Below are 25,660 nucleotides of genomic sequence, written 5' to 3' on the forward strand. Positions count from 1 at the left end.
GCAGATTCCAACTATCCGCGCACGGGTGGCGCCAGCCGCCCGACGGCGCGCATCGGCAGATCCAACCAGGTCGGTCGATTGCGCGCCTCGTACACCGCTTCGTAGACGGCCTTGTCGAGTTCGTAGGCGCCGAGCAGCGCCGCGTGATCACGCGGATCGTAGCCCGCGACCTCGGCATAGCCGTCGCAGAATGCCGACGAATTGCGGGCAGCCCAGGCCGACGCGCGGGCATACGTCTCGTCGGTCACGTCGGCGTCGCCGAGGAGTAGATGGTGCGCGGCGTAGTCGAACGAGCGGAGCATGCCCGCGACGTCACGCAGCGGACTGTCCATCCGACGTCGTTCCTCGAGGGACTTCGCCGGCTCACCCTCGAAGTCGATCAACAGCCACGTCGACGGCGTCCGCAGCACCTGGCCCAGGTGCAGGTCACCGTGGATGCGTTGCACCGTCGCGGTTCCGCCCGCCTCGGCCCTGGCGACCAGATCGCGTGCCGCGGGGAGGTGCTCGGCGAGTTCGGGAACGACGGCCACAGCACCTTCGACGCGTCCGAGGATTTCGGCGACCGTCGACGACGCGTCGCGCTCGTCGGTTCCGAGTCCGCGGGCCAGATCCGCGTGGACGTGCGCGACCGCCGCACCGAGACCACGCGCTTCCGACGCGAAGTCCGAATCCATGTCCTCCGGCGACCGATCGGAGGCCAGCAGGTCACGCACGCTGGTGAGCGCCGTCGTCCATCCTTCGGCGGAATCCGAGGCGAAGTCCTGTGCCATGCCGAGCATCGACAGTTCGCCGTCGGATTCGGTTTCGATCCATGCCCGCAGCGGCGCCACGTACGTGCAGTCGGTCTCGGCGAGGACACGATGCAGTTCGATGTCCGGATTGATGCCCGACGCGACCTGCCGAAACAGCTTGAGCAGCAGCACTTCACCGAGAATCACCGACGTGTTCGACTGCTCGGCACCGAGTACGCGACCCGACATCCCGGCGTCGACGGCGGCCCCGGCGACGAGCCGGAAGTCGAGGGGCCCGATCGAATCGGCCGCGGCGATCGCGTCGGAATACAGGGCGATCACCGTGGGATCTCGAAGGCCGTCGTAGACGAACGGACCATCCTGGATCGGCAGCCGCCATGCCGCCAGATCGTCGACCGCGGCGTCGCGAAATCCCAGCGGAACCTGGTACCGCTGTACCGTACCGCCACCCAGTTCGACACCGCCGTCCAGTTCTACATCGACGAGCAGGTGCTCGACCTGCACGTCGGATCGCGAGCCGACGTCGACGCGCGATGCGACACGCAGCGACGCGATGGGCGACCCCTTGGCCGCGAACCATCGTTGCTGCGGAAGCCACGGCAGCAGGGCATCTTCGAGAGAGTCGGTACTGACGTGCGCTCTGTCGGTCATGGGGACGTTTCTACCCGGAACGATCCGGAGACACACCTGTCGCGGGAAAGTTATGCGGACCGCGCTGTGTGTGGATGAGGTGACTCGTACAGTGGTCCCATGCCCCCTCCAATTCCGCACATCGATGTCCATCGGGCGGGCGATCGTCCGAAAACCCGTGTGGCGTGGCTCGACTCGAAGCATTCGTTCTCGTTCGGCCAGCATTACGACCCGGACAACACACATCACGGTCTGCTTCTCGTCAACAACGACGACATCGTCTCTCCCGGGCAGGGTTTCGAGACACACCCGCACCGTGACATGGAAATCGTGACGTGGGTCATGAAGGGCTCGCTGGTACACCAGGATTCGATCGGTCACTCCGGCGTGATCTATCCCGGGCTCGCGCAGCGCATGAGTGCGGGTCGAGGAATCATGCATTCGGAGAAGAACGATTCGTGGCGCATCGGGGGCGAAACACACGACGAGCCCGTCCGTTTCGTCCAGATGTGGGTCGTGCCCGACAGCCCGGGAATCGACCCGGGCTACGAACAACTCGAGATCGACGACGAGCTGCTGCGCGGCGGACTGGTTCCCGTGGCGTCGGGCATGAAGAAACATGCGGGGCAATCGGCGATTTCGATCTCGCAATCGGCTGCAGCGCTGCACGCAGCGCGATTGCAACCGGGTCGACCCGTGACCATTCCCGAGGCGCCGTTCCTGCACGTGTTCGTCGCGTCGGGCACGGTGCAGATGGAAGGCGTGGGCGAACTGTACGAGGGGGACGCCGTTCGACTGAGTTCTTCTGGCGGACAACGCATTCAGTCGTCCGAGCCCGCGGAGGTCCTGGTCTGGGAGATGCATTCGCGTCTCGGAGGGTGAGCGCAGCAGGTGAAAAGATGATCACGGTGTCGTCATAAGCGCAGAACACCGCCGCGTGCAGGCCTACACTTCGCAGGACTGACCCCGCACGCATCGGAGGTAGTCGCCATGTCGGATCAGCCGCCGCCAGGACCCCCGCCGTCAGAACCACCGCCGTCAGAACCACCGCCCGGCGAGTCACCACGTCCGGGCCGATATCAGCAGGGAAACACACCACCCGCCGGATATCCACAGGGCGGTGGCCAGCCACAGGCCGGTTATCCCCAGGGCGGTTACCCGCAGGGTGGTTATCCGCCGCCCGGTGGTTATCCGCCGGCCGGCAACTATCCGCCCGAGCACCGGCCGGGCCCGCAGAACGTCGTCGGGATCGTCGCGATCGTGGTCGCGATTCTCGCGTTCGTGACCAGCTGGACCATCGTCGGCGGCATCATCCTGGGCTTGCTGGCAGTCGTTCTCGGGTTCGTCGGCAGGTCGAGGTACAAGAAGGGCACTGCGACGAACGGCACGATGTCGCTGATCGCGATCGTCCTCGGCATCATCGCGGTCGTTCTGTCGATCGTGCTCGTCGTCGTCGGAATCGGGATCTTCCGCAGTTCCGGAGGTGACGACTTCGCCGACTGCATCAGCAAGGCAGGCAACAATCAGCGTGCACAGGAACAGTGTCGCGATCAGTTCCAGCGCGACCTCGAGAACCGTTTCGACTTCACGATCCCGCCGACCTGACCGGACGCGTCAATCCTGACTCCGTACCGCGGCGACGACCACCTGGTTGCCACCGCGGTGCTTCGCTTCGTACATGGCGACGTCGGCGCGACGGAGCAGCCGGGTCACCGCCGTCACGCTGTCGCCTTCGATGCTGGATGCATGTGCGACGCCGATGCTGACGGTCAGCGGCGACACGTCGTACGGCGAATACAACCGCGATCGAAGCCATTCGGCCACCGAGACGGCCTGATCGGCGCACACCCGTACGACGAGCGCGAACTCTTCACCGCCGGTACGAGCGACGAGAACGTCGTCGACGAGGAGCCGTCGCGCGATCAGCTGGAGTGCCAGATCACCGCCCTCGTGCCCGAACCGATCGTTGATGGATTTGAAGCGGTCGACGTCGATGACCATGACGGCGACCTCCGACTCCTCTCCCAGGAAGTGCGGCAGATCTTCGTCGAGGCCGCGCCTGTTCCGAAGGCCGGTCAGTGGATCGATCAACGCCCCGTTCGCGTCGAGACGCAGACTGAGCAAAATCGACTGCAGGAAGACCGGCGTCGAGAACATGACCGGCAACAACACGACCAGTTGCGAGACGGCCAGTCCGTGATCGAACGTCGGCGTGCGAAGAATCAGCAGGAACATCGTCGTCACCGTGGCGCCCGACCAGGCCAGATGGGCGAGCAGCACCTTCGGGCTGTGGAACACCTGCACGTAGACGCCCGTCGCCGCCAGCAACGAGCACCCGGGGAACGACATCTGGATCGACCCGTAGGACAACAGCGCCAGGGTGGTCCCGACGTCGGCGTACAGAACGAACAGCAGGCTGACGCGCTCGGACGGCCACGGCCCACGCAGCCACAGTGCTCCGACGACGAACGACGACACAGTCCCGGCCAGGATGAACACGTCCGCGATCCACGTCGTCGGCGGCTTCGCGGTCAGGTACGTCGTGATCGCGGCAAGTCCGTAGCAGAAGCAACACACGCCCACCACGACGCGGAACGCACTGAGCGCGCCGTGCGACTCGAAATATCGGCTCATCCAGTCGTAGCTGTACGACTGCCCCCACCACCTGCGCAGAAACGTCACTCGAGCGCCTCCACGCCGTTGTTTCGCCAACCAAACCACCTGGTCGCTTTCGGCACTCTACCGCCCGTCACCCCCGTAGGTCCCGTCTGCGGAACAATGCCGCTCCCGCGGCGACCGCGACCACGGCGAACGACACCATCCACGCCAGAGGAACCGCGGAGAAGTGTCCGCCCGGCAGATGCGGCACATGGGTGAACGGCGAGATGTCGAGGATCACCTGCGGTAACCCGATCACCTCACCCACCTGGCCGAGCAGCACGACCCCGGCCACGACCGCCCAGACGGCCGTCGACCAGGCCGGCAGGGCGCCGAACAACACCACGGCCACGCCGACGAGCACCCACACCGCCGGTAACTGCGACAGCGCGGCACCGAGCACGCCCGGCAGCACCGAACCCACGTCGCCGACGCCTGTCCCGTACGTCAGTCCCGCCGCGAGCCCGACGACGAGCATCGCCAGCGCCGGCCCGGCCATCGCGAACGTCAGGTGGCTTGCCAGCCACCGAACCTTGCCGACGCTCGCCGAGACGACCCACTCGGCGTGCGCATCCTCTTCCTCGGTATGAGCCCGAAGCACCGCCGATACCGCGTACGCGGCCGCAGCGATGCCGATGATGCTGATGATCGCCGCGACATAGGACTGCACGAGAGAGTCGCCGCCGAACGCCGCGAGTGCGTCGGCGACCGCCTCGCTGCCGCCCAACTGGTCGCCGACGCTGTTCGCGGCGCTACCCAGGATCGCCGCGAACACCCCGAGGCCGACGGTCCAGGCCGCGAGCGACCCGCGATGCTGACGCCACGCAAGCGAGTACACCCCGGTCAGGCTCGCCGGTGCCGATGCAGGCCCGAGCCGGTCCGCAACGAGGCCGGAACCGACGTCGCGGGCTCGCGCGAGTGCGACGGCCGTCGCGATCGTCACCGCGGCCGCGCCTGCGGACAGCGTCGTCACCCACCAGCGCTCGTCGGCGAACGGCCGCAGCTGAGCGGACCACCCGATCGGCGACAGCCACGACAGCGTGCCGGACCCCGCGTCGCCGACCGCCCGGAGCGCGAACGCGACGGCGAGGACCGTCAACGCGTATCCGCGCGCGAGGCGGGCGCGGACTCCGATCTGCGCAGCCACTGCACCGACGCCGGCGAACACCGTGCCGACCGAGGCGATCGCTGCGCCGAAGGCGATGCTGCCGACCACAGCGAACCCGGTCGCCATCAGCGATACCGTCCCGACGAGTCCCGTCGTCACGACCATGCCGATCGTGACGACGAGCGCCGCGGCGAGACCGGCATGATGTCCGACGGCCGTCGCGCCGATCAGTTCGGTGCGTCCAGCATCCTCCTCGGCCCTCGTGTGACGAATCACCGTCAGAATCGCGGCGAGCGGAACGAGCGTCAGCAGCAACCCGGCACGCCACGTCACGAGAGCACCGAGGTCGCTGCCGAAGATCGGCGACACCAGCGCCAACTCCGCCGGAGTGCGCAGCGTCGCCTGATAGAAGGCCTGCCGGTCGGCGGCCGTCGGGTACAGGCCCTCGAAGCTCACCGCGTACAGCAGTGGGACCAGCCCCATCGCGAGGATCCACAGCGGGGCGACCACGCGATCGCGGCGCAGGAAGAGCCGAACGAGCTGTGTCGTGCCCGTCACGACGCGCTCCCGTAGTAGCGCAGGAACAGATCCTCCAGCGTGGGCGGGGCACTGACCAGACTTGTGATGCCCGCGTCGGCCAGCACGTGCATCACCTTCGGCAGATCGGCCGGGTCGACGCGCACGCTCACCCGGCTCCCGTCGACACGGACGCCGTCGACGCCCGGCAACGAATCGAGGCCGTCGGGCACGCGCTGCACCTCGGCCGTGACCGTCGTCCGACTCAGGTGTCGCATCTCGGCGAGCGACCCGGTGTCGACGGTTCGGCCGTCGCGGATGATCGTGACCCTCTCGCAGAGCTTCTCGACCTCGGACAGAATGTGCGACGACAACAGCACCGTCGCACCCCGGGCGGATGCGTCGGCCACGCAGTCGTCGAAGACCTGTTCCATCAGCGGATCGAGACCTGACGTCGGTTCGTCGAGCAGAATCAGTTCCGCGTTCGACGAAAAGGCCGATACCAGAGCAACTTTCTGACGGTTTCCCTTCGAGTAGGTACGTGACTTCTTCCTCGGATCGAGCGCGAACCTGTCGATCAACGCGTCGCGCTTACCCTGGTCGATACCGCCGCGCAGCCGCCCGAGCAGGTCGATCACTTCACCACCGGTGAGTGACGGCCACAGCGTGACGTCTCCCGGGACGTACGCGATTCGCCGGTGCAGTGCGACGGCGTCGGTCCACGGATCGTGGCCGAGCAAGTGCACCTCGCCCGAGGTCGCGCGGATGAGCCCGAGCAGAACCCGCAGCGTCGTCGACTTGCCTGCGCCGTTGGGCCCGAGGAAGCCGTGCACCTCGCCGGCGTCGACGCGCAACTCCAGCCCGTCGAGTGCCGTGACGTGGCCGAACGACTTCTTCAGGTCATGCACTTCGATCGCCGTGTTCATGGCTCCCCTGCCACTTCGGACGGAAACACACTTGCAAAGAGTGTAAAGATGGGGTGCATGACAGCAGTTGATTCTGGACAGGTGAATTCGGGTATCGACCTCAGCTTTCGCGACGACAGCACACGGGCTCAGGACGACCTGTTCGTGCACGTCAACGGCAAGTGGCTCGACGAGTACGCCATTCCGGCGGACCGAGCGGTCGACGGCGCGTTCCGGACTCTGTACGACAGGGCCGAGGAAGACGTCAGGACGATCATCCAGGAAGCTGCCGCGTCGAATCCGCCGGTCGGGACCGACGCACAGAAGATCGGCGACCTGTACTCGAGCTTCCTCGACGCCGACGCGGTCGAAGAATCCGGGCTCGCCCCCATCGCGAGCGAACTGGCCTCCGTCGCGGACGCCGAGGACCTCGTCACGCTCGCCGAGGTTCTCGGATCGCTGCAGCGCACCGGCGTCGGCGGAGCCATCGGCCACTACGTCGACACGGACGCCAAGAACTCGACGCGCTATCTGATGCACTTCACGCAGTCCGGCATCGGCCTTCCCGACGAGTCGTACTACCGCGAGGACAACTACGCGCAGATCCGCGAGGCGTACGTCGCGCACATCGCGACGATGTTCGAGCTCGCCGGTGTCTCGTACGACGCACAGCGCGTCTTCGAGCTCGAGACGAAGCTCGCCGCCGGGCACTGGGACGTCGTTGCGCGTCGTGACGCGGAGAAGAGCTACAACCTGATCGACTTCGACACCCTCGTGCAGAACGAGCCCGGATTCAACTGGACGGCATGGATTTCCGGCCTCGGAAGCAACACCGAGCAGTTCGCCGAGATCGTCGTGCGCCAACCTCCGTTCCTGTCGACGTTCACCGGTCTGTGGGTCTCCGCCGACATCGAGGACTGGAAGGCGTGGCTCACGTGGCGCATCGTGCACTCGCGCGCCCCGTACCTGACCGCAGCACTGGTCGACGAGAACTTCGCGTTCTACGGAAAGACGTTGAGCGGCACCGAGGAAAACCGTGAGCGGTGGAAGCGCGGCGTCTCGCTGGTACAGGATCTGCTGGGCGAGGCCGTCGGCAAGCTCTACGTCGAGCGACACTTCCCCGCCGACGCGAAGGCGCGGATGCAGGTCCTCGTCGCGAATCTGCAAGAGGCATACCGTCGTAACATCACCGACCTCGAGTGGATGAGCCCGGAGACACGGCAGCGTGCGCTCGAGAAGCTCGACAAGTTCACGCCGAAGATCGGTTACCCCGACCGTTGGCGCGACTACGCGGCGGTGGAGATCGACGGGAGCGACCTCGTCGGCAACTACCGTCGCGGTTACGTCGCGGAGTACCAGCGAGACCTGGACAAGTTGGGCGGACCGGTCGATCGCGACGAGTGGTTCATGACGCCGCAGACCGTCAACGCGTACTACAACCCGGGAATGAACGAAATCGTCTTTCCCGCAGCGATTCTGCAGCCACCGTTCTTCGATGCCGACGCGGACGACGCCGCCAATTACGGCGGGATCGGCGCGGTCATCGGACACGAGATCGGCCACGGGTTCGACGATCAGGGCGCCAAGTACGACGGTGACGGAAACCTGATCGACTGGTGGACCGACTCGGACCGCACCGAATTCGGCAAGCGCACAACAGCGTTGATCGAGCAGTACGACCAGTTCGAGCCGAAGGCTCTGCCGGGTCACAAGGTCAACGGTCAGTTCACGATCGGCGAGAACATCGGCGACCTCGGTGGCCTGTCCATCGCCGTCACCGCGTACGAGATCGCATTGGAAGGCAAGGACGCACCGGTGCTCGACGGGCTGACCGGTCTGCAGCGTGTGTTCTTCGGCTGGTCACAGGTATGGCGGACCAAGGCGCGCGACGAGGAGGCGATCCGTCGCCTCGCGGTCGATCCGCACTCGCCGCCGGAGTTCCGCTGCAACGGCGTCGTTCGCAATCTGGACAGTTTTCACGAAGCGTTCGACGTGAAGCCGGGAGATGCGCTGTACTTGGATCCGGACGAGCGCGTCAGGATCTGGTAGGCGGCTGCGCCGCTCGTGAGTGCGAATGTAGTCCCTGCTATACATTCGCACTCACGAGCCCGACGGAGGGGTGGAAAATGAAGGCAAGAATCCGCTGGCTCGCGGCGCATGGGGTGGTGCGCTACGGAGCGAAGAAAGCTGCGGCACACGGGGATCCGCAAGCCATGCTGGTCGCCGATCCGGTGACCCGCGCCGATCCCCGGCCGGTGTTCGAACGGATTCGCGCCACCGGACCTCTGGTGAAGACGCGGATCGGCCACATCAGCGTCGACCACGGTGTCGTCCACGAACTGCTGCGTTCCGACGACTTCCGTGTCACGCAGCTCGGCGCCAACCTTCCCGCTCCCCTGCGCTGGATCGAGAACAGGACCCGGCCGTCGTCGCTACATCCGCTGAAGCCGCCGTCGCTGCTGTCGGTGGAACCGCCCGAGCACACGCGGTACCGCAAGCTCGTCTCGTCGGTCTTCACCCCACGCGCCGTCGCCAGGATGCGTGAGATGGTGCAGGAGAAGGCGGACGAGTTGCTCGACGAGTTGACGCACGGCGCGAGAGAGATCGATATCGTCGCCCAGTACTGCTCGCAGCTGCCGGTGGCCGTGATCAGCAGCATCCTCGGCGTACCCGACGCCGATCGCCAGCGCGTGCTCGAGTTCGGTGAGATGGCAGCGCCGAGTCTCGACATCGGGCTCACCTGGGAACAGTTCGTCCGCGTCGAGGACGGCCTCCGGCAGTTCGACGCGTGGCTCGCCGGTCACCTCGCGGAGCTACGGCAGAACCCGGGCGACGATTTGATGAGTCAACTGATTCGCGCCGAGGACGACGGCGTCGGCCTGAACGACGAAGAACTCCGGGCGACGGCGGGGCTCGTGCTCGCCGCGGGATTCGAGACGACCGTCAATCTGCTCGGCAGCGGGGTTCGGTTGCTGCTGGATCACCCCGATCAGCTCGCGCTGCTGCACCGGGATCCGTCGCTGTGGCCGAGTGCGGTCGAGGAGATGCTCCGGCTCGAATCGCCGGTCCAGTTGACGGCGCGTCTGGCCAAGCGCGACGTCACGATCGAGGGCGTTCCGCTGACGCAGGGCGACCTCGTCGTGCTCGTACTCGCGGGCGCCAACCGGGATCCCGATGTGTTCGACGACCCGTACCGGTTCGACGTCACGCGCGCCAACGCGAACAAGCACCTGTCGTTCTCGGGCGGTCGGCACTACTGTCTGGGCGCCTCGCTCGCGAAGGCCGAGTCGGAGGTCGGTCTGAAGACGTTGTTCGACAGGTTCCCTCACCTGCACGCGGCAGGTGAGGGAATCCGTCGTGACACCCGAGTCCTGCACGGCTGGGCGTCGTTGCCCGTCGACCTCGGGCAACCGGCAGCTACAGGCGCTGCCCGGTAGTCGACGAGAAGAAGAACACCTCGTCGAGCTTGGGGACGAGCCGGACGGTCTGGGCCAGACCGATCGACAGCTTCCGGTCGACCCGCACTGCGACACGGCCGGACTGGGTGTTCCAGTCCGCGCCGAGCGGCGGTGCACCGTAGACGAACGACTCGGCGCCGAGCTCCTCGATGAGCTCGACGGTCGCCGTCACCGCGCCGACGCCTTCGCCGACGAGATTCCAGCTCTCCGGTCGGACTCCGACGGTGACGCGGGCTTCCGCGGTGCGCGGCACCGGGATTCGCACATCGCCGACGACCGCAGCACCGTCGACGACGGGTGCGTCGATCAGATTCATGCCGGGCGAACCGATGAATCCGGCGACGAACGTGTTGACCGGGCTGTCGTACAGGTCGCGCGGCGACGCGATCTGTTGCAGCACCCCAGCTTTCAGTACCGCGACGCGGTCACCCATCGTCATGGCCTCGACCTGATCGTGCGTGACGTAGACCGTCGTCGTACCCAGTCGTTTCTGCAGACCGGCGATCTGTGCCCGCGTCGACACCCGAAGCTTCGCGTCGAGGTTGGACAGCGGCTCGTCCATGCAGAACACCTTGGGCTGCCGCACGATCGCGCGACCCATCGCGACGCGTTGACGCTGCCCGCCGGACAACTTGCCCGGCTTGCGGTTCAGCAGTGGTTCCAACTCCAGCATCTTCGCCGCTTCGAGCACACGAGCTGCCGTGTCGGACTTGCTCATTCCTGCGTTACGCAGCGCGAAGCCCATGTTGTCCGCAACGGTCATGTTCGGGTAGAGCGCGTAGTTCTGGAACACCATCGCGACGTCCCGCTCGCGCGGGGCGAGCGAGGTCACGTCGACGCCGCCGATGTCGATGTGGCCGCTTTCGACCGACTCGAGCCCTGCCAGCATCCGGAGACTGGTGGACTTACCGCAGCCCGACGGACCGACGAGCACGATGAATTCCCCGTCGGCGATGTCGAGTTCGAGGGTGTCGACGGCAAGGGTGTCCGCACCGGGATACCGGTGCGAGACTCCCGCGTAGTGGACGCCTGCCATTACGACGCTGGGAGGTTCGGCGTGATCTGGCGATCGATGATCTGCTGCAGCTGATCCTGGACGCCGGCGAATGTGGTTGCGACGTCGGCATTCTGCAGCGCGATCTGCTCGAGGCCGGTGCCGATGATCTTGTCGCCGCCCGGAACGAACACGCGCGCGTAGTCCTGCGAACGCGTGCGTGCAAGCTGGTCGACGGCCGTCTTCGCGTTCGGGTTCGCGGCGAGGAACTCGATCTCGCTCGGATCCTGCTGCGCCGACTTGCGGACCGGCATGTAGCCCGTGTTCTGCGAGAAGTACGCGGTGCTCGACGCGTTGGTGAAGAACTCGATGAACTTCAGCGCGTTGACCTTGCGCTCCTCCGAGATCTTTGACGGAACGGCGAGGCCGGCTCCACCCGTCGGGCAGCCGGGCTGTCCGTCGGCGGCGGGCAGGAACGCGGTGCCGAACTCGAAGTTCGCATTCGCGGTGACGCCGGACAGGTCGCCGGTGGAGGCGATCGTCGACGCGATGATTCCCGCGGCGAAGTCGTTGGCGATGTCGTTGGACACGTTCGCGTATTTCTTCGTGTGGATCATGTCCTTCAGGAACTGGCCGGCCGCAATGGTATTGGGGTCGTCGAACTTCAGGTCGAAGCCGTCGGAGTACGCGCCACCGAACGTCCAGATCGGGCCTTCGAACGTCCATCCGAGGTAGTCCACCGCGTTACCCCAGCCGTGGGCGAGCTTGCCGTTTCCGACGACGGCCTGGATGCGCGGGCCCCACTCGTCGAACTCCTGCCACGTGGCCGGTCCGCGATCGGGAAGGCCTGCCTGCGCCCAGACCTGCTTGTTGTAATAGAAGAGCGGGGTCGAGCGAGCGTACGGAAGCGCCCAGTGGTTGCCGTTCCAGTCGTAGTCCGCGAGAAGCGAATCGACGTAGTCGCTGGAGTCGACGCCTGCAGCATCGAAGTGCTTGTCGAGCGGCTCGATGGCGCCGGTGAGCGCGAAGTTGAACCACCAGACGTCGGACAGGACGACGACGTCGGGAACGTCGTTACCGGAGAGCGAGGCGTTGAACTTCTGCGCGACCTCTTCGTAGTTCTTGCCGCCGTCGATCAGGTTGACCGTCAAGCCAGGATTCTCGGCCTGGAAGCGCGAGATCAGTTCCTTCTCGAATTCCTGCGACTTACCGGGGTGGCTCGACCAGAAGTTGATGGTGCTCGCGTCGCCACCTGAAGCCTCGGAGCCGGAACTGGTACCGGGGCTGCTGCAGGCTGCGAGTGCAGCAGCGGCTGCCGCTGCGCCGGTGAGCGTGAGGAATCCGCGGCGGTTGATGTTGGCCATAACTGTTCTCTCTCTTGGTGAATGAAGCGGATCAGCCTTTGACCGCACCGGAGGTGAGGCCCTTGATCATGTGGCGTTGCAGGGCGAGGAAGACGACGAGGATGGGAAGGATGGTCAGGACCGTCGCCGCCATGACCGCACCCCAGTTGGTGTAGCCCTCGCTGTTCTGCAACAGCGTGAGGCCGACCGGAAGCGGTGCGACGGACGAGTCGTCGGACATCAGGAACGGCCAGAGGTATTCGTTCCATTCGTTCACGATGGTGATGATCGCGAAGGCCACCATCGTCGGTCCCGACAGCGGGAGCACGACACGGAACAGCAGACGGAACGAGCCCGCCCCGTCCATGCGCGCAGCCTCGATGATCTCGGCGGGCAGGGACAGGAAGTGATTGCGCATCAGGAACGTACCGAATGCGACGCCTGCCAACGGGATGATGATGCCCTGGAACGTGTTTCGCCACCCGAGTTCCGAGATCAACGAATAGTTCGAGATCACGGTGATCTGGTTGGGCACCATCAGCGCTGCGATGATGACGAGGAAGACGATGTTCTTGCCGGGGAACCGCAGGAACACCAGACCGTAGGCGCTGAGCACACCGAGCACGAACTTGATCGACGCGATCGCGGTGGTGATGATCAGCGAGTTGCGCAGGTACGTGAAGAACGGCACCTCCGTCGTCGCCTCGCTGTAGTTCTCGGGGCGGAACGAACTCGGCCACCACGTGACCGGCTGGACGTAGATGTCACCGCGTTCCTTGAACGACGTGATCAGGATCCAGAACAGCGGCAACCCGATCATGAGCAGCACCAACACCATTGCGATGTATCCGAGCACCGTCGACAGGCTGCGCTGACGCTGCGGATCTCGCGGAGCTCGGCGCGTCGGCTCGGTGACGTCTTTCTTCAGGGTGATGGTCATCGCTGGTCGTCCCGATCCATGATGCGTACCTGCACGAGCGTGATGATCAGCAGGATGACGAACATGATCGTCGCCACCGTCGCGCCGTAGCCGGCCCGGAAGTTACGGAAGGTTTCCTCGTACACCTGAAAGACCATCGTGGTGGTGCCGTTCCCGAGGGGGCCACCGCGGGTCATGACGTTGATGATGTCGAAGACCTGCAACGAGTTGAGCAGCACGGTGATGGACAGGAAGAACGTCGTCGGACGCAGTTGCGGCAGAAGCACTTTGCGGAACGTCGTCCACTTCGACGCCCGATCGATTTCGGCCGCCTCCATCAACTCCTTGCGGGTGCCCTGCAGCGCAGCGAGGTAGATGACGAACGTGTAGCCGAGGTTCTTCCACAGGTAGGTCACCGTCACCATGAACAGCGCCCACGTGGGATCCTGGTAGAAGTCGGGAGACGAGAACCCTATGCGCTGCAGCAGGTCCTGCACGAGGCCGAAGTTAGGGTCGAACACGAACTGGAAGGCGATACCGATGGCGGCGCCGGAGATGACGAACGGCGCGAACACGGCGGACCGGACGAAGTTGCGGCCCCGCAACTTTCGGTCCAGCAGCATCGCGAGAACGAGCCCGAGCACGAGACTTCCGACGACGGCCGCGACCGTGAAGACGACGGTGTTGGACACGATGGTCCACGTGTCGTCACGCGAGAACCACTCACGGTAGTTCTCGAAACCGATGAAAGTCGATGTGGGAGAGGACAAGTTCCAGTCGTAGAACGAGAACTGGAAATTCCCGACGAGGGGCCGGTAGGTGAACACGGCCAGCAACACGAGGTTGGGTCCGAGGAGGATCAGGAAGAGTGCGTAATCACTCCACGGCCTGCCGAAAAAGCTCTTTCGGCGTGCTGTGGGCAGCACTCGTTCCGTTGTTGTACTCACTGCGGGGACTGTGCTCACCTACCGCGAACGGTAGGTGAACGAGACCCCAATTCAGGGAAGCGTCGAAACCAAAACCTCGGTCGTGCGCGCGAATGTACAGCCGGCTACGCATTCGCGCGCACGTGCGGCGGAGCCGCCTAGCGGTTCCAGTCGCCCAGACCGTCGGCGCCGCTGAGGGTTCCACCCGCTGTGTTCACGACGACGACCGGGTCACCCTTCTGCGAGTTCTCGAAGAACCACTGGCCGTCCTCGGTGCTGACGTTGAGGCATCCGTGGCTGGTGTCCTCGGATCCCTGAGCCCATTCCGACCACGGCGCAGCGTGAACGAAGATGCCGCTGTAGGAGATACGCGTCGCGTACTCGACGTAGGTGCGGTACCCCTCCGGCGAGTCGACGGGGACGCCGTACGTCGACGAATCCATGTACATGTCGCGGAACTTCTCGCCGACGATGTAGGTGCCGTTCGGGGTTTCGTGCCCCGGCTTGCCCATCGACGTCGGCATCGTGCGCACGACCTCACCGTTGCGCGTGACCGTGATGGTCTTGGTGGCGTCGTCCGCGGTGGTGATGACCGAGTCGCCGGTCGAGAAATCGGCGCGAGCGCCACCGGCTTCGACGGTCACCGACGTGTGCGCCGGATAGAACTCGTTCGGGAGCCAGCGAACCTGGGTGTCGTTGATCCAGTAGAAGTGGCCGTCGACCGACGGCGACGTGGTGACGCGGATGGCGCGCTCGGCTGCGGCACGGTCTCCGATGGCCTCGTCGAACCGGATCGCGATCGGCTGCGCGACGCCGACGACCTCACCCGAGTTGGGCGTGATCGACGGGTCCGCGAAGTTCGCGGGTGCGAGCTGTTGCGGCAGGATTTCGGGTGCGGGAGCGGGGAGGGCCGGATCGGACGAGCCGGGGAAGCCGGGTACTTCCGGGCCGCCGGGCCACAGAGGAGCGGCCTGAGCGGGTCCTGCGAGTGCGACGGCAGCGGACGCGGCGACCGCAACCAGTGCGATCCGCGAGACGAAAGACTTCATGATCGGCTGTCAGTTCCATTCTTCTCGTGCATACGGCCCAGTGAGACCACAAGGCATGCGAACCAACTGCCATTAACACACACCAGGCAGTGAATTGCTAATCGGTTCCTCAGGCCGAGGTGAGGCCTGCTTTCTTCGCGGCCGATCGAATCTGGAATGCCGAGACGACGAACAGAAGTCCGAACACGATCGCGAATACACCGACGAGCCACACCACCGTGAGAATGCCGCTGACCGGGAAGAACACCAGAACGAGGCCGAACAGCACCTCGATGACGCCTGCGACGAGGAGCATCATCCAGTGCGTCGCGCCCTCGAGGGAACGAAGCCGGAAAGAGCCCGCAATTTCGAGAATTCCGCCCACTATCGCCCAAATTCCGATGACGAATACCGCGGCGAGTGCCGTTATCTCGGGCCAGACGAATGCGACGATTCCGGCACCCAACGACACGATTCCGCCGAGCAACCACCACACCCAGCCGGACTGCACCTTGCGTGCTCGGATCGATCTGACGATGGCGGAGATGCCGTCGACGACGGCGTAGACACCGAAGACGACGACGATCGCCCAGACGGTGACGCCGGGCCACACGAGCGCGACGATGCCGAACGCAATCGCCAGGATGCCGCGGAGCAGGACGGCCCACCACAGATCCTTGGCAATACGTAGCAGAGCGTCCTCGTTGTTCGGCAACTGTGTTGACATCGGTAACACCTACCTCCCACTAGGGCAGAGCGACGACAGAACTCCAGGAACGAACTCCGTCGGACAGGCACACCTGTCCGGTGGTGACGTTGACGGCAAGGCCTGCGCCCGCGTGGCACTGCACCCCTTCGTCTGCGGTCCCGACGAAAGTCTGACCACGGTCGAGCGACACGGCGAGGGCCAGAGCGCCCGTGTCGGGGGAGACGATGGACACCGAATCGGCGCCGGTCGACACCGCGGCGACGGTCCCCGACTTGGTTTCCGCTGCGGCGACGCCACCGCCGCCTGCCAGTCCGAGGGCGGCGCCTCCGAGTTCGGCGCGCGCGAACGCGACGCCGTCGAGTGCGCGGGCGTAGGCGTTCGACGTGCCGTCGGTCTGCACTCCGCACGCCGACTTCCCCTCGAGCGCCGTGCTCTGTGCACCCGGTGTACAGACGAGATCCGTCGCCGACGCGGTACCGGGCGTCAGCAGTGCCGCGGCGATTCCGAGCACCGCAACTGGACCCGCCATCGCGGCCATCCGCTTGAATTCCCCGACGATCCCCACCACGACAAACCTTCCGCTGCTCATCGGTTGTCCCTTGCGTTTGGATTCTGCCACTACTGGGGATGAGATACCGGGTCTACGGACAGAAGAAGTACGAACCGTCGAGCAGCCGGCGGAGCTCCATCGCAGAACAGGGATGGCATTGATCGATTCTTCGACGGATATTCGCCGAGTTGTCGTGGTAGTACCGGTTCACGACGAAGAAGAACTACTGCCAGCGTGTCTGGACGCGCTCGCCGACGGCCGGGCCCAGGTCCCCGACCTCGACGTATTCACGGTCGTCGTGCTGGATTCGTGTTCCGACGGGTCCGAGTCGATCGCGCGTCGCTGGGCGGACGGGTCGGGCGACCGATCGGTGAGGTCCGTCTCGGCATGCAATGTCGGTGTCGCGCGCGCGGCCGGCTTCCACGGTCGAGCTGCGTCGCCGGACACGTGGTTCGCGACGACCGATGCCGACAGCGTGACTCGGCCCGATTGGTTGGCGTCACAAATCGCCCATGCCCGGCGCGGAGCCGGGGCCGTCGCCGGAACGGTCCGCGTCGACCTCGACGGACTGCCTGCCGCGGTGGCCGCTGCCTACCGGTCCGGATACCGCGAGCATGCAGGCCACCGCCACGTGCACGGCGCGAACCTCGGTGTCCGTGCCGATGTGTACCGACGCGTCGGCGGCTTCGGGCCGCTGCGCACCGACGAGGACGTAGACCTGGTTCGACGGCTGGAGCAGGCCGGGATTCCGGTGCTGTACGCGTGCGATTCACCGGTGTCCACGTCGAACCGGCTGTTCGGGCGCGCTCCCGACGGGTTTGCGGCACATCTTCGTTCGCTCGACGCGGCGGTCCCGCAATGATCGACCGCCTTCGAGAATTCTTCGACGCCCCCCTTCCCCTCCCCGGCTCGGGGCGCACCGAAGAGCGGTGGGATCGGCTGGCGGCGCTGAGCCGCGAAGATACCGTGCTCGGACGGTTCGCCGAGGCTCATGCGGACGCGCTCGCGATCCTCGCCGAGCTGGGCAGGCCGCAACCGCGCCGCGGACAGATCTGGGGTGTCTGGGCAGCCGAGCCACCGTCGCCGGTTCTGGGGGCCGACGAGACGTCGGACGGGTGGACACTGACCGGGGTCAAGCCGTGGTGCTCGGGAGCGCACCTGTGCACCGACGCCCTGGTGACGGCGCGCGTCGGCGATCGACGCAGGCTGTTCGCCGTCGATCTCACTCAGCCTGCGTGCTCGCCGATTCCGGATACGTGGCACGCAGTGGGTATGGCGGACAGCGATTCCGGCCATGTCCGATTCGACGGCGCCCGCGCACATCCCGTGGGTGAACCGGGCGCCTATCTCGAACGGCCCGGGTTCTGGCACGGCGCGATCGGTGTAGCCGCCTGTTGGTTCGGCAGCGCCTGCGGCGTCGCCGACACCCTGCACGCCGCGGTCCGGTCAGGTGCCGACGCCCATGCCGCGGCCCATCTGGGTGCCGTCGCCGCGGGACTGAGCGCCGCATCGAGCGCGCTGAAAGTTGCTGCAGCCGAGATCGATTCGGACCCGTTCGACTACGACGGCCGAGGCAGGCTACGCGCCAGGACAGTTCGTGCGGTCGTGGAGAACGCCGCCTCCGATTGCATCGATCGGGTCGGACGCGCGCTCGGCGCAGGACCGTTGTGCATCGACGCCGCGCACGCACGCCGCGTGGCGGATCTGACCGTCTACCTTCGCCAGTCGCACGCGGAGAGAGACCTCGCCGCGTTGGGTGAGGACGTCGCCGAGGAGAAGAGTCCGTGGTAGAGGAGTCGTTCGACGGTTCGGAAGCCGGCACACCCGAATCCGTCTGGCGCGCATGGCAACACACGTACCCGGCTGCGGATCTCGCGGGGTGCCGCGACATGGTCGTCGTCGCACCGCATCCCGACGACGAGATTCTCGGCGTCGGCGGACTCGTGTCCACCGCGTCGGCGGCAGGCATCGACGTACGCATCGTGGCGGTCACCGACGGCGGCGGCTCGCACGAGGATTCTCCCACCGTGACGAGGGAACACCTGATCGCCGAACGGCCCGAGGAGTCGCGTCGAGCGCTGACGCAGCTGGGTGTCGACGTCGAACCGATCCGCCTCGGTATCCCGGACGGCGACGTCGCCGCGCACGAGAACGACGTCGCAGAGGCAGTGGCCCGCGTCCTCACACCAGAAAGTTGGTGCCTCACGACGTGGCGAGGGGACCGCCATCCCGACCACGAGGCCACCGCCCGAGCCTGCCTGACGGCCGCGTCGCGCACCGGAGTACGCGTCATCGAGTATCCGGTATGGATGTGGCACTGGGCTCGTCCCGACCATCCCGACGTGCCGTGGGATCGAGCGCACGCCGTCGCTCTCGAGCCGCACGTTCTTGCCGCGAAAAAAGCTGCGGTGCAGGAGTTTCGGACGCAGATCGCACCGCTCTCGGAGCACCCCGCCGATCGAGCGGTGCTGCCACCGCACGTACTCGACCGACTTCTGCGACCGTACGAGGTGATCTTCCTGTGAGCGTGCCACCGGCCTACTTCGACGGCGTGTACGCCGAAGGCGAGGACCCGTTCGGTCTCGGCTCGAGCTGGTACGAGGATCGCAAGTACACGATCACGATGGCGTCGTTACCGCGTCAGCGCTATCGCCGCGCCCTCGAACCGGGATGCTCCGTCGGTGTGCTCACCGAACGGTTGGCCGCGAGGTGCGACGTTCTGGTGTCCACCGACGTCGTCGATCCACCGATTCGGACGGCCAGGGCACGCGTCGCGTCACCGCACGTGCAGTTCGTGACATGGTCGCTGGCCGACAGCTGGGAGAGCGTCGGCACGGGGTTCGACCTGATTGTGCTCAGCGAGGTGGGCTACTACCTCGACGAGACCGATCTACGACGCGCACTCGACGAGTGCGTCCGGCACCTCGAACCGGGCGGAACGCTCGTCGCCGTGCATTGGCGTCATCCTGTGGCGGACTACCCGCTCACCGGGGACCAGGTGCACGACGCCGTCGCGGACACCGTCGGACTCTCGCGTCTCGGCGGGTACGTCGACGAGGATTTCGTCCTCGAAGTCTTCACCGCGTGGCAGCCCTCGGAAACGTTGGAGACGAGGCCCTCGTCGATCGCTCGCGCCGAAGGCCTCGTCTGACGCCGCTACACCACGTTCGGTGCGATCAGCAGGTGCACGAACCGCATCTTCTCCATGACCGCGGGCGGCAGCACGAACGGGTACAGATCCTGGTGGCCCATCGACCGGTTGATCTGGTTGAGCGCCCAGGACAGCGGGAGCCACCACTCGATGATCTGCTCGAACCCGATGTCGCCCGGCAGCGCGCTGTCCAGCGTCGATCCCGCGGGCGCCATCGCGAACGCCGCCGCGGTGTCGAGGGTGTCGCGGATGTGCAGATAGTGCGCGAACGTTTCGGCCCAGTCCTCGGCCGGATGCATCGTCGCGTACGACGAGACGTAGTCGTCTTCCCAGTTCTCGGGCGCGCCCTCGCTGTAATGCCGGTCGAGCGCAGCCTGGTAGTCGGTGTCGGGGTCGCCGAACAGTTCCTCGAACCGTGCGCGATGCTCACCCGTCCCGACCAACACCATCTGGTAGAAGTGGCCGATCTCGTGTCGGAAGTGACCGACGAGGGTTCGATACGGTTCCGCCATCGACACCCGAAGCTGCTCGCGGTGGACGTCGTCGCCCTCGGCGAGGTCGAGGGTGATCAGTCCGTTGGCGTGACCCGTCATCACCTGCTGGTCGGCGCTGGACAACAGATCGAAGGCAAGTCCGGTCTCGGGGTCGGCGTCACGGCCGATGATCGGTAGACCGAGCTCGGTCAGTTCGAGAACGACGCGACGCTTGTTCGTCTCGGCGTCGGCGTACGCGACCATTGCGTCGAGGTCGTCGTCGGCAGGCCGTGTCCGCGTGAGCCTGCACGAGACACACAGCTCCTCGCCCTCGGAGGTGTCGACGAGCCAGTTGCACCGAGCGGTGTCGAGGTTGGCGCAGACTCGCCACGTCGTGCCGTCGACGTCGACTTCCGCTGCACCGTCCTCCGACTTGTCCGGCAGCACGAGCATCGCTCTCGACGGCAGGTGGAACCCGAGCGCACTCTGGCAGCTCAGGCACAAGGAGTTCTCGAACGACAGCTTCTGACCACACTTGCGGCAGATCAAATCACGCATGCTTTCCGACTTTCGTTCCGCACAGACTCCCGCGACGGCGCTGCGCCGACGCATGAACAAGACCCTCCGACCGATCTATGCTGTCCTGCGAATACACGAATACTTGCAGGCAGCCCCGCACACGATACCGATGTGGAAGCAATTCGGAGTGGCGGCGGTTGGGTTGTCTGCGCGGGTTTTCCCGGACTGCACGCAACCGAAACCGATCGAGGGGAAACCGTCACCGATGGCAGACATGACACCGACGATGTCCCCGGTTCGCAGGCTCGCTCAGCGGCTCGGCGAATCACGCGGCGCCAGGAACAGCGAAACCTTGGCCGCCGGATTTCTTCTCGCAGCGACACTTCTGGCGTTGCTGTGGGCCAACTCGCCGTTCGGCGACACCTACGACACTTTCTGGCACACCGAGTTGTCGATCTCGATCGGCGGTCACGGAATCTCGCTCGACCTCGCCCACTGGGTCAACGACGGCTTGATGGCCCTGTTCTTCTTCGTGGTCGGCCTCGAGGTCAAACGTGAATTCGCGATGGGCGAGCTGACCGACCGCTCTCGCGCGAGCATCCCGATCGTCGCCGCCCTCGCCGGACTCGCGGTGCCCGCCGTGTTGTTCCTGCTGCTGAACCCGTCCGGCGAAGCGGCAGGCGCGTGGGGCGTCGTCATCTCGACCGACACCGCATTCGTTCTCGGCGCGCTCGCCGTCGTCGGACCCAAGAAGGCGGCGCGCCTGCGCATCTTCCTGCTGACGCTCGCCGTCGCAGACGACGTCGGCGCGCTTGCAATCATCGCGTTCTTCTACACCGACGACCTCGACATCGGTGCGCTCGCACTGGCATTCGTCGGACTCGCAGCGATCGCGCTGCTGCGCAAACTCCAAGTATGGCGCGGCATCAGTTATTTCGTCGTTTCGGTCGCCACCTGGGTCGCGTTCTACGAATCGGGTGTTCACCCGACGCTCGCCGGCGTCATGATCGCATTGATTCTTCCGGTCTACCCGCCGCGTCGACGCGAGGTCGAGCGCGCCGCCGATCTGACCCGCGCGTTCCGTCAGTCACCGAACCCGGAGTACGCGCGGGCCGCGAGACTCGGCCTGGATCAAGCGGTTTCGGTCAACGAACGTCTCATGCGGCTGTACCAGCCGTACACCGCGTTCATCATCGTGCCGATCTTCGCGCTGGCCAACGCAGGCGTTCCACTGAGCGGCGAGACGCTCCGGGCTGCCGCCACGTCCCCGTTGACGTGGGGAATCGTCGTCGGTCTCGTCCTCGGAAAGCTCATCGGCATCACCGGTGCCGCAGCGATCTTCTCGAAGATTCGTCCCGACGCCCTCGCACCGGGACTCACGTTGTCGCACATCGCGGGCGGCGCCGCGCTGTCCGGAATCGGGTTCACGATCTCGCTGTTCATCGTCGACCTGGCCCTCGACGACGAACTGCTCGCCGACGAGGCCCGCGTGGGCGTCCTGGCGGCGTCGGTCATCGCCGCCGCTCTGGGGTGGTTGCTGTTCCGTATCGACGAACGAGTCCACCCGCCGCGTAAAGAGATGTCGCACAAGATTCTTCGAGGCGTGGACCCGAAACGCGATCACATTCGCGGCCCCGTCGATGCACCGCTGACCATCGTCGAGTACGGCGACTTCGAATGCCCGTTCTGCAGCAAGGCGACCGGCAGCATCAAGGAAGTGCGAGCACACTTCGGTGACGATGTGCGCTATATCTTCCGCCATCTGCCGCTCGACGACTACCACCCGCATGCGCGGTATGCCGCTCAGGCGAGCGAAGCGGCTGCGGCACAGGGAAAGTTCTGGGAGATGGCCGACGTGCTGTTCACCAACAGCGACGCGCTGTTGCCCGAGGACATCGACCGCTACGCCGAAGAACTCGGGCTCGACATGGAACGGTTCGAGGAAGACCTACGCACCGGCGACTACGTGGTCCGCGTCGAGGACGACGAGCTCGACGCCAAATCCAGTGACGTCGAGGGAACTCCCACGTTCTATCTCGGCATCGGCGACAAGGATCTGATTCGGCACACGGGACCGTACGACGCCGCGTCGCTCATCCGGGAGTTGGAGGTGGCGCGGACGGTCTAGCCGCTACTCGACGCGATTGCCCTGTTCGTCCCAATGCTCGGCGACTTTCTTCGACGGCTGTACGCGAGGAGGTTCGCCGGGCATCTTGGGGTAGTCCGGCGGAAAGTTGAGCTCTCCGCCGGGCAACGTCTCCCACAGGTGCAGAAGCGGTTCCAGCGAGTAGGACTCGCCGTCCATGTTCTCCCACGGATCCCCGTCGGCCAGGTAGTCGCGCACGGTGACGATGTTGTAGTCGCGGGGATCGGTGACGGACTTCAGGTGCTCCCACGTCATCGGCGTGCTGACGGGCGCCCCCGACTTGGCCCGAAGGCTCCACGCACTCGCGATGGTGCGGTCGCGGTTGTTCTGGTTGAAGTCGAGGAAGATACGTTCTCCGCGTTCCTCTTTCCACCACTTCGTCGTGACGCCGTCGTCGCGGCGTTCGAGTTCGCGTCCGAGTCCGATGGCCGCGTGCCGCACCTGTTCGAACGTGTACTCCGGCCTGATGCGGACGTAGATGTGAATTCCTCTGTTGCCGCTCGTCTTCGGGTAGCCGCGTAGTCCCAGTTCCTCGAGAAGCTCGCGGGTCACCTCGGCCACGCGTTGGGCGTCGGCGAACGTGGTGCCGGGCTGCGGGTCGAGGTCGAGGCGCAGTTCGTCGGGCTTGTCGACCTCCGGGCGTCGAACCGGCCACGGGTGAAACGTCAACGTGCCCATCTGTGCCGCCCACACCAACGCCGCCGATTCGCGCGGGCACAGCTCGTCCGCGGACCGGCCGCTGGGAAACTTGATCCCGACGGTCTCGATCCAGTCGGGAGCGCCTTTCGGCAGTCGCTTCTGATAGAAGCCGTCGCCCTCACGATCCTGCGGTCCGACGGCGAGTCGCATGCCCTCCCGATAGCCGTCGGGCCAGCGTTCCATCGCCGTCGGACGGTCTCCGATGGCACGGATCAGCGGTTCACCGACGGACGCGAAGTACTCGCACACCTGAACTTTCGTGATCTCGGGCGTGCGCTCGGTGGCCTCGTAGATGACGCGGTCCGGACTCGACACTCGGACCTCGCGTCCACCGGCCTCCACGTATGCGGGCGGAGTCTTCGACGGCATCAGTGTCCTCCCGCGATGACGTCCGCGACGTCGTAACTTGCCGGCACTTCCAGTTGGTCGTAGGTGCACGACGTCGGCTCACGGTCCGGACGCCAGCGCAGGAACCGTGCCGCGTGCCGCAGCCGTTCCCCTTCCATCTGGTCGTACGCCACCTCGACGACGCGCTCGATACGCAGCGGCACCCAGCTGCGGTCCTTGTTCGACGTCCACCGGTTGGGTTCGGCGGACTTCGGGTCCTCGCCGGTGCGCAGTGGCTGCAGTTCTTCGAGCAGTTCGACGCGCCGCTTGTCGGTGAACGCCGACGCCCCTCCGATCATGCGAAGTTGGTCGCCGTCGTACAGGCCGAGAAGCAGCGATCCGATTCCGTTGCCGGACTTGTGCACTCGATATCCGATGAGCGCGCAATCGGCCGTCCGCGCATGCTTGACCTTGATCATCTCGCGCTTGTTCGGCAGGTAGACGCCGTCGAGCTTCTTCGCGACGACACCGTCGAGGCCTGCGCCTTCGAACTGTTCCAACCATCGCTCCCCGGTGGCCGCGTCGTCGGTCGCGCTGGTGACCTGGCATCGGTCGCCGCCGGAGGCCGCGTCGAGCATGCGCCTGCGGCGTTCGTCGAACGGCGTGTTCATCAGGTCGTCGGACCCGAGCGCCAGGAGATCGAACGCGACGAACATCGACGGAGTCTTCTCCGCCAACATGTTCACGCGGCTCTCCGCGGGATGGATCCGCTCGGACAACGCGTCCCAGTCGAGACGCGTGCGGCCGTCGATCTCACGGGGCACGACGATCTCCCCGTCGACCACGATCCGTTCGGGAAGTTCGCGCTTGATGTCGGCCACCAGTTCGGGAAAGTAGCGCGCCAGATCCTTGCCGCCGCGCGATCCGAGAATCACCTCGTCCCCGTCGCGGAACACGATCGCGCGGAAGCCGTCCCACTTCGGCTCGTACGACCACTGGGCCGGGCCGTCCGAGGGCTGCGGAGGCACCGCTTTCGCAGCTTTCGCGAGCATCGGTTGCAGAGGCCATTCCACCGGTAGGTCCACGAACTCAATACTGCCCCATCGCTCCGACACCGTCGCTGCAAACGGAATCGAACCGACGGGTTGGACGTCGGTGATGCTTTCGGGCGGTTGGTCGGATATTTTTGTTGCGCCCGTCAACGAAAGCACTCACAGCTAGGAACGATCGATGACTCACTTCGGCCGAACGCTTCGTGGTGCTGCCCTCGCCGCATCCGCCTGTGCGTTGCTGGTTCTCACCGCCTGCGGTTCCGACGTCACTCCCCGTGCCGTTCCGGCCGACGACCTCGGCGCGATCGCCACGTCGACGACGTCCACCACGTCCGAACGCCCGAGCACACCTCCAGGACAGCAGGGTGAGGACATCGGTGGCGACGTCGACATCGACGTCGAGATCGGCGACTGCGTCGAACTCGGGGGAACGATGTCCGACGCGACGATCGACAACGCGACGTGCGGAAGCCAGGAATCCAACTACAAGGTGATCGCCAAGGTGCCGACCGGTGACCAGTGCTCGCCCGACGCGGACCAGTACTACTACGAGACGTACGGGGGCGTCGAGCAGGGCGCGCTGTGCCTGGACGTGGACTGGGTGATCGGCGGTTGCATGGAGCTCTCCGGTGACGATCCGCTGCGCGCCGACTGCACCAGCCCCGGCAGCAACACGGTGCGCGTGGTCGAGATTCTGCCGAACACCACCGATGTCAACCAGTGCTCCGACCCGGCGGACAGTGGTTACGCTTACTCGGATCGCAACTTCATGGTGTGTGTCGAGGAGTTGTAACCAG

At 65.6% G+C, this 25,660-nt stretch carries 24 protein-coding genes; 10 read left to right on the plus strand and 14 right to left on the minus strand.

Annotated elements, in window-relative coordinates:
• Positions 1 to 11: 11 nt before the first annotated feature.
• Positions 12 to 1,403, minus strand: coding sequence for a maltokinase N-terminal cap-like domain-containing protein (locus A3K89_RS14685; protein ID WP_068427260.1), 1,392 nt, complete (start codon positions 1,401 to 1,403; stop codon positions 12 to 14).
• A gap of 99 nt (positions 1,404 to 1,502) precedes the next feature.
• Between A3K89_RS14685 and A3K89_RS14690 the strand changes: the two genes are divergently transcribed.
• Positions 1,503 to 2,264 (plus strand): pirin family protein, encoded by a 762-nt coding sequence (locus A3K89_RS14690; RefSeq protein WP_068427261.1) that lies wholly within the window; start codon positions 1,503 to 1,505, stop codon positions 2,262 to 2,264.
• A 108-nt stretch (positions 2,265 to 2,372) separates the two neighbouring features.
• A complete protein-coding gene (locus tag A3K89_RS14695) occupies positions 2,373 to 2,987 on the plus strand; it encodes a DUF4190 domain-containing protein (RefSeq protein ID WP_157105352.1) in 615 nt (204 codons plus the stop codon).
• A 9-nt stretch (positions 2,988 to 2,996) separates the two neighbouring features.
• Here the strand turns inward: A3K89_RS14695 and A3K89_RS14700 are convergent, their stop codons facing one another.
• The 3 genes from A3K89_RS14700 to A3K89_RS14710 all read right to left on the minus strand — a co-directional run bounded on the left by A3K89_RS14700 (position 2,997) and on the right by A3K89_RS14710 (position 6,590).
• A complete protein-coding gene (locus A3K89_RS14700; RefSeq protein WP_254303540.1) occupies positions 2,997 to 4,064 on the minus strand; it encodes a GGDEF domain-containing protein in 1,068 nt (355 codons plus the stop codon).
• Between the two features lie 67 nt (positions 4,065 to 4,131).
• Complete coding sequence (locus A3K89_RS14705) at positions 4,132 to 5,706, minus strand: ABC transporter permease (RefSeq protein ID WP_068427264.1); 1,575 nt, start codon at positions 5,704 to 5,706, stop codon at positions 4,132 to 4,134.
• A complete protein-coding gene (locus A3K89_RS14710; RefSeq protein WP_068427266.1) occupies positions 5,703 to 6,590 on the minus strand; it encodes an ABC transporter ATP-binding protein in 888 nt (295 codons plus the stop codon). Before A3K89_RS14710 ends, A3K89_RS14705 begins: the two co-directional genes overlap by 4 nt.
• 48 nt (positions 6,591 to 6,638) lie before the next feature.
• Between A3K89_RS14710 and A3K89_RS14715 the strand changes: the two genes are divergently transcribed.
• The gene (locus tag A3K89_RS14715; protein ID WP_371828806.1) at positions 6,639 to 8,618 is read left to right on the plus strand and encodes a M13 family metallopeptidase; all 1,980 of its coding nucleotides are present in this window, start codon (positions 6,639 to 6,641) and stop codon (positions 8,616 to 8,618) included.
• Between the two features lie 77 nt (positions 8,619 to 8,695).
• Entirely contained in the window at positions 8,696 to 10,006 is a 1,311-nt protein-coding gene (locus A3K89_RS14720; protein ID WP_068427268.1) for a cytochrome P450, read from the plus strand.
• Here A3K89_RS14720 and A3K89_RS14725 read toward each other — a convergent pair.
• From A3K89_RS14725 to A3K89_RS14755, 7 genes are all read right to left on the minus strand, one after another.
• Positions 9,987 to 11,063: an ABC transporter ATP-binding protein gene (locus tag A3K89_RS14725; RefSeq protein WP_068427270.1), complete on the minus strand. Its 1,077-nt coding sequence runs from the start codon at positions 11,061 to 11,063 to the stop codon at positions 9,987 to 9,989. The genes A3K89_RS14720 and A3K89_RS14725 overlap by 20 nt on opposite strands.
• Positions 11,063 to 12,385: an ABC transporter substrate-binding protein gene (locus tag A3K89_RS14730; protein WP_068427272.1), complete on the minus strand. Its 1,323-nt coding sequence runs from the start codon at positions 12,383 to 12,385 to the stop codon at positions 11,063 to 11,065. The genes A3K89_RS14725 and A3K89_RS14730 overlap by 1 nt, the downstream gene beginning before the upstream one ends.
• A 31-nt stretch (positions 12,386 to 12,416) precedes the next feature.
• Positions 12,417 to 13,304 carry a carbohydrate ABC transporter permease gene (locus tag A3K89_RS14735; protein WP_068427274.1) on the minus strand — a complete coding sequence of 296 codons (888 nt, stop codon included), beginning with the start codon at positions 13,302 to 13,304 and terminating at the stop codon, positions 12,417 to 12,419.
• Complete coding sequence (locus tag A3K89_RS14740; RefSeq protein ID WP_068427275.1) at positions 13,301 to 14,209, minus strand: carbohydrate ABC transporter permease; 909 nt, start codon at positions 14,207 to 14,209, stop codon at positions 13,301 to 13,303. Before A3K89_RS14740 ends, A3K89_RS14735 begins: the two co-directional genes overlap by 4 nt.
• Before the next feature lie 158 nt (positions 14,210 to 14,367).
• Positions 14,368 to 15,258, minus strand: a complete 891-nt coding sequence (locus tag A3K89_RS14745; protein ID WP_068427277.1) for a L,D-transpeptidase — start codon at positions 15,256 to 15,258, stop codon at positions 14,368 to 14,370.
• 109 nt (positions 15,259 to 15,367) lie between these two features.
• Positions 15,368 to 15,964: an HdeD family acid-resistance protein gene (locus A3K89_RS14750; protein WP_068427279.1), complete on the minus strand. Its 597-nt coding sequence runs from the start codon at positions 15,962 to 15,964 to the stop codon at positions 15,368 to 15,370.
• A 19-nt stretch (positions 15,965 to 15,983) separates the two neighbouring features.
• The gene (locus A3K89_RS14755) at positions 15,984 to 16,535 is read right to left on the minus strand and encodes a DUF6764 family protein (protein ID WP_084423816.1); all 552 of its coding nucleotides are present in this window, start codon (positions 16,533 to 16,535) and stop codon (positions 15,984 to 15,986) included.
• A 112-nt stretch (positions 16,536 to 16,647) separates the two neighbouring features.
• On the opposite strand from A3K89_RS14755, the gene A3K89_RS14760 reads away from it, so the two are divergent.
• The 4 genes from A3K89_RS14760 to A3K89_RS14775 are packed head-to-tail and all read left to right on the plus strand — an operon-like array spanning position 16,648 to position 19,647.
• Positions 16,648 to 17,358, plus strand: a complete 711-nt coding sequence (locus A3K89_RS14760) for a glycosyltransferase (RefSeq protein ID WP_068427280.1) — start codon at positions 16,648 to 16,650, stop codon at positions 17,356 to 17,358.
• Positions 17,355 to 18,287 carry an acyl-CoA dehydrogenase family protein gene (locus tag A3K89_RS14765; protein ID WP_068427281.1) on the plus strand — a complete coding sequence of 311 codons (933 nt, stop codon included), beginning with the start codon at positions 17,355 to 17,357 and terminating at the stop codon, positions 18,285 to 18,287. Before A3K89_RS14760 ends, A3K89_RS14765 begins: the two co-directional genes overlap by 4 nt.
• Positions 18,281 to 19,021, plus strand: coding sequence for a PIG-L deacetylase family protein (locus A3K89_RS26380; RefSeq protein WP_068427283.1), 741 nt, complete (start codon positions 18,281 to 18,283; stop codon positions 19,019 to 19,021). Before A3K89_RS14765 ends, A3K89_RS26380 begins: the two co-directional genes overlap by 7 nt.
• Entirely contained in the window at positions 19,018 to 19,647 is a 630-nt protein-coding gene (locus A3K89_RS14775; protein WP_068427284.1) for a class I SAM-dependent methyltransferase, read from the plus strand. Before A3K89_RS26380 ends, A3K89_RS14775 begins: the two co-directional genes overlap by 4 nt.
• A gap of 5 nt (positions 19,648 to 19,652) precedes the next feature.
• Here A3K89_RS14775 and A3K89_RS14780 read toward each other — a convergent pair whose 3' ends face one another.
• Complete coding sequence (locus tag A3K89_RS14780; protein ID WP_068427287.1) at positions 19,653 to 20,678, minus strand: zinc-binding metallopeptidase family protein; 1,026 nt, start codon at positions 20,676 to 20,678, stop codon at positions 19,653 to 19,655.
• Positions 20,679 to 20,904: 226 nt separating this feature from the next.
• Between A3K89_RS14780 and nhaA the strand changes: the two genes are divergently transcribed.
• Positions 20,905 to 22,767: a Na+/H+ antiporter NhaA gene (gene nhaA, locus A3K89_RS14785; protein WP_068427353.1), complete on the plus strand. Its 1,863-nt coding sequence runs from the start codon at positions 20,905 to 20,907 to the stop codon at positions 22,765 to 22,767.
• A 3-nt stretch (positions 22,768 to 22,770) separates the two neighbouring features.
• On the opposite strand, the gene A3K89_RS14790 is transcribed toward nhaA, so the two are convergent.
• Both A3K89_RS14790 and A3K89_RS14795 read right to left on the minus strand, forming a co-directional pair.
• On the minus strand, positions 22,771 to 23,853 hold the full coding sequence (locus A3K89_RS14790) for a DNA polymerase domain-containing protein (RefSeq protein WP_068427288.1): 1,083 nt from the start codon (positions 23,851 to 23,853) through the stop codon (positions 22,771 to 22,773).
• On the minus strand, positions 23,853 to 24,896 hold the full coding sequence (locus A3K89_RS14795) for an ATP-dependent DNA ligase (RefSeq protein ID WP_068427355.1): 1,044 nt from the start codon (positions 24,894 to 24,896) through the stop codon (positions 23,853 to 23,855). The genes A3K89_RS14790 and A3K89_RS14795 overlap by 1 nt, the downstream gene beginning before the upstream one ends.
• A gap of 145 nt (positions 24,897 to 25,041) precedes the next feature.
• On the opposite strand from A3K89_RS14795, the gene lppU reads away from it, so the two are divergent.
• Positions 25,042 to 25,656 carry an LppU family putative lipoprotein gene (lppU, locus tag A3K89_RS14800; protein WP_068427289.1) on the plus strand — a complete coding sequence of 205 codons (615 nt, stop codon included), beginning with the start codon at positions 25,042 to 25,044 and terminating at the stop codon, positions 25,654 to 25,656.
• Positions 25,657 to 25,660: the final 4 nt, after the last annotated feature.

This window comes from Rhodococcoides kyotonense (assembly GCF_001645385.1).
Taxonomy (GTDB): Bacteria; Actinomycetota; Actinomycetes; order Mycobacteriales; family Mycobacteriaceae; genus Rhodococcoides; species Rhodococcoides kyotonensis_B.

Coding starts and splice junctions, on each gene's coding strand:
- A3K89_RS14685 (WP_068427260.1), bottom strand. CDS start 1,403: ATGACCGACAGAGCGCACGTCAGTACCGACTCTCTCGAAGATGCCCTG.
- A3K89_RS14690 (WP_068427261.1), top strand. CDS start 1,503: ATGCCCCCTCCAATTCCGCACATCGATGTCCATCGGGCGGGCGATCGT.
- A3K89_RS14695 (WP_157105352.1), top strand. CDS start 2,373: ATGTCGGATCAGCCGCCGCCAGGACCCCCGCCGTCAGAACCACCGCCG.
- A3K89_RS14710 (WP_068427266.1), bottom strand. CDS start 6,590: ATGAACACGGCGATCGAAGTGCATGACCTGAAGAAGTCGTTCGGCCAC.
- A3K89_RS14715 (WP_371828806.1), top strand. CDS start 6,639: ATGGGGTGCATGACAGCAGTTGATTCTGGACAGGTGAATTCGGGTATC.
- A3K89_RS14720 (WP_068427268.1), top strand. CDS start 8,696: ATGAAGGCAAGAATCCGCTGGCTCGCGGCGCATGGGGTGGTGCGCTAC.
- A3K89_RS14725 (WP_068427270.1), bottom strand. CDS start 11,063: ATGGCAGGCGTCCACTACGCGGGAGTCTCGCACCGGTATCCCGGTGCG.
- A3K89_RS14730 (WP_068427272.1), bottom strand. CDS start 12,385: ATGGCCAACATCAACCGCCGCGGATTCCTCACGCTCACCGGCGCAGCG.
- A3K89_RS14735 (WP_068427274.1), bottom strand. CDS start 13,304: ATGACCATCACCCTGAAGAAAGACGTCACCGAGCCGACGCGCCGAGCT.
- A3K89_RS14745 (WP_068427277.1), bottom strand. CDS start 15,258: ATGAAGTCTTTCGTCTCGCGGATCGCACTGGTTGCGGTCGCCGCGTCC.
- A3K89_RS14750 (WP_068427279.1), bottom strand. CDS start 15,964: ATGTCAACACAGTTGCCGAACAACGAGGACGCTCTGCTACGTATTGCC.
- A3K89_RS14755 (WP_084423816.1), bottom strand. CDS start 16,535: ATGAGCAGCGGAAGGTTTGTCGTGGTGGGGATCGTCGGGGAATTCAAG.
- A3K89_RS14760 (WP_068427280.1), top strand. CDS start 16,648: ATGGCATTGATCGATTCTTCGACGGATATTCGCCGAGTTGTCGTGGTA.
- A3K89_RS14765 (WP_068427281.1), top strand. CDS start 17,355: ATGATCGACCGCCTTCGAGAATTCTTCGACGCCCCCCTTCCCCTCCCC.
- A3K89_RS14780 (WP_068427287.1), bottom strand. CDS start 20,678: ATGCGTGATTTGATCTGCCGCAAGTGTGGTCAGAAGCTGTCGTTCGAG.
- nhaA (WP_068427353.1), top strand. CDS start 20,905: ATGGCAGACATGACACCGACGATGTCCCCGGTTCGCAGGCTCGCTCAG.
- A3K89_RS14790 (WP_068427288.1), bottom strand. CDS start 23,853: ATGCCGTCGAAGACTCCGCCCGCATACGTGGAGGCCGGTGGACGCGAG.
- lppU (WP_068427289.1), top strand. CDS start 25,042: ATGACTCACTTCGGCCGAACGCTTCGTGGTGCTGCCCTCGCCGCATCC.